Source organism: Gryllotalpicola sp. CP2-P1 (genome assembly GCF_057512245.1).
The window spans coordinates 1-3,113 of the sequence record NZ_JBLRDT010000244.1; the positions used below are offsets into that span (position 1 = coordinate 1).

A 3,113-nucleotide genomic window follows, 5' to 3' on the forward strand; every position below is an offset into this window, starting at 1 on the left:
CTGTGGCTCGCTGCGTATTGGCGGCGTCGCATGCGGCGCGCAGCCTGTCGAGCTCGGCGTCGTGGCCCTCGAGCTTCTTCGCCACCGCGTCGCGCCGACCGCGCAGCTGAGCGGCGTGCGCCGCCGCCGTCTTGGCCTTCTCGAGCCGGGTGACCGCCTCCGCTTTCGTCCGCTGAGCCGACTCGGTCGTGTGGCCCGCGGCAGCACCCTGCAACTCGGCCAGCTTGGCGCGGGCGTCCCCGGCCTCGCGCGAGCGCTGCGCGGCTTCCGCCTCGGCGATCGCCAGCGCGGTCTCTGCGGATGCGATGTCCGCTTCCGTCACGGCCTCCCCGCTCCAGCTCGCCTTCGCCGGGTGGTGCGTCGACCCGCACACCGGGCACGGGTCGCCGTCGGCGAGCGACTCGGCCAGCTCGGCGGCATGGCCGTCGAGTCGGCGGGCGCGCAGGGTGTCGAGCGCGCTCGAGGCCGCGGTGCGCGCCTGGCCGCTCTCGAGCTCGCGACGCTCGGCTCGCGTGACGTCCTGCTTCACGGCCTCGGCCGCCGCGAGCGCGTCGAGCACGGGGGCGATCGAGTCCGCGAGCTGCTGGGCGGCGCCCTGGTCGGCAGCGGCCTCGGCAGCGGCCTCGATCTCGGGCGTGAGGGCGTCGAGCTGCGCCTTCCACTCGGCGGCGTGCCCCTTCGCTGCCTCGACCGCGGCATCGGCCTCTTCGCACCTCGCCTCCGCGGCGGTGATGGCGCGCTCGAGATTGGGCGTCTTCTTCTCGGCCTCGATAGCGGCTGCGAGCGACCCGCTCAGCTCAGCGAGACCGGCACCGGCCGCGTGCAGGAACTGCTCGGTGTCGGTGCCCTCGGTCAGGGCGGGGAGCTCGCCGAGATGCCCCTTCGCGTCGGCCAGCGCGCGGCTGGCCCGCGCGTCGAGCTCTGCGGCGCTCTCGAGCAGCTCGCGTCGCCGCGCCTCGGCCTCTTCCCGTCGCTGCTGTAGCCTGCGCAGCTCGGCAAGGCGATCGTGCTCCGACTGGGCGGCGCGCCAGGCGGCATCCGCCTGCTTCGCCACGTCGTCGGCCGCCGCAACCCGATCTCGGTGGGTATCGACGCGCGTGCCCATCCACTCGACGACCTCACCGGGCTCGGCCGGGATGTCGGTCTCGACAGCCTCGTCGGGCAGCACCCCCTCGACGGGCAGCACCCCCTCGAGCTGTCGCGCGAGATGCGCGATCTCGGTGCGGGCGCCGCCGACCTCGGCCTCGAGCGCCTTCCGGCGGGCTTGCAGCGCTTCGTCGTAATCGTCGAAGCGCCGCGTTCCGAACAGGGTGCGCAAGAGCGACTGGCGTTCCTCGCTCTTGGCGAGCAGGAACTCTTGGAAGCGGTTCTGCGCGAGCAGGATCACCTGCAGGAACTGGTCCTGCGAGAGTTGCACGATCTCGGCGACCTTCACCCCCACGGTGCGCAGCTGCGCCTCGAGCCCGACCCAGTCGTCGCCGTCGCGCCGGAAGAGCTGCGCCTCGGCCTTCTGGGTGGTGAAGCCGTCGCCGCGCGACTTGGGGCGTTCGTACTCGGGCGAGCGCCGCAGTCGGTACCGCTCGCCGCCCGCGCTGAACTCGAGCTCGACGTAGCTGACGTCATCGGGGGCGCAATGATCGCTGCGCAGCTTCGTCGCGACTGTGGCCTGCCCCTCGTAGCGCGGAACACTGCCGTAGAGCGCGAAGCAGATCGCATCGAGAATGGTGGACTTCCCCGCGCCGGTTTTGCCGCCGATCAGGAAGATGCCGTCATCGGCGAATGCGTCGAAATCGACCGTCTGCGGAGCAAGATAGGGCCCAAACCCCGCCATAGTGACGCGATGGATCCTCATCGGGCCGCCCCCGCACGCGTGCGCTCATCGACGAGCTCGGCGATGAGCTCGGCCTCGGCGGCACTCGGCCCTTCGCCGTTGCGCACAAAACTCAGGAACGAGCCGATCAGCTCGGCGTCGGGCACGTCCTTGCGGACGCGCTCGCGGTAGCCGGCGGCCTCGTCGACGGCGACGTTCGCGGGCCGGTGCACCAGATTCGCGCAGTGCGGGAATCGCCGCTGCAGCTTGCGCATGGCGTCGAGCGGGCGCGTGTTGTCGGTGAGCACGGCACTGACCCACTCGTCTTCGTGACGCTCGAGCGCAGGGTCTGCCAGCAACTCGTCGAGCGTGCCGGTCAGCACCGCGAGCGCGCGGGGGACGGGCAGACCGACCCACTCGACGACCGCGGACCCGCTCGCGGAAAGCTCGACCAGCCATGCCCCGCGCGGCTTCCCCGCCTCGCTGAAGGAGTAGTGCAGCGGAGCGCCCGAGTAGCGCACATGATCGGCCAGCGTCGCGCGGCCGTGGATGTGCCCGAGCGCCGCGTAGTCGACCCCGTCGAACGCTGACAGCGGAACGACATCGAGACCGCCCGCGCTGAGATCGCGTTCGGCGTCGCTCGACTCTGCTGCCCCGCCCGCTGCGAAGCAGTGCGACAGCACGACCGAGCGGTGATCGGATTCCTGCGCCGCAGCTCGCACGTTCCCCATCGCGAACCGGAGAGCATCGGCCTGAGTGCGCAGCGTCTCGTCGGGCCACAGGTGCCTGATCAGGGCGGGCTCGAGATAGGGAATGCCGTAGAAGTCGACCGACACCCCGTCGCGCCCGGCGATCGTCACGGGGGTCGCATGCGCAGCCGGCTGCGTGATGATGTGCACGCCGCCGAAGGCCGCGAACTCGGACTGGAAGCCGAGCCGAGCGGGCGAGTCGTGATTGCCGCTCGTGATGACGAGCTCGGCGCCGGCCGAGCGGATGCCGCGCAGAGCCGCCCCGAGCACGCGGAACGCGTCGGCCGACGGTGTCGCCGAGTCGAACACATCGCCCGCCACCGCGACCACATCAACCTCGCGTTCGCGGACGACGTCGACGAGCGCGTCGAGCACCGTGCCGAGCGCGTCGAGGGTCGAATGCCCGTGGAACGTGCGCCCGACGTGCCAGTCGGAGGTGTGCAGGACTCGCATGATGCTCACGCTATCCGTCGCCTCTGACACGCTCGCCAGGGCCGGTGATCATGTGAGTTCTCCTTCGGTGCGCAGTTGCGCGATGAGTGCATGTTTGGGCA

The 3,113-nt window shown here is 71.2% G+C and carries 2 protein-coding genes; both read right to left on the minus strand.

The window, feature by feature from the left end; translation table 11 throughout:
• On the minus strand, positions 1–1,831 hold a 1,831-nt coding region (locus ACM2XV_RS13610), incomplete at its 3' end, for an AAA family ATPase (protein WP_487027314.1).
• A gap of 17 nt (positions 1,832–1,848) precedes the next feature.
• Complete coding sequence (locus ACM2XV_RS13615) at positions 1,849–3,012, minus strand: exonuclease SbcCD subunit D (RefSeq protein WP_344776720.1); 1,164 nt, start codon at positions 3,010–3,012, stop codon at positions 1,849–1,851.
• Between the last annotated feature and the right edge of the window lie 101 nt (positions 3,013–3,113).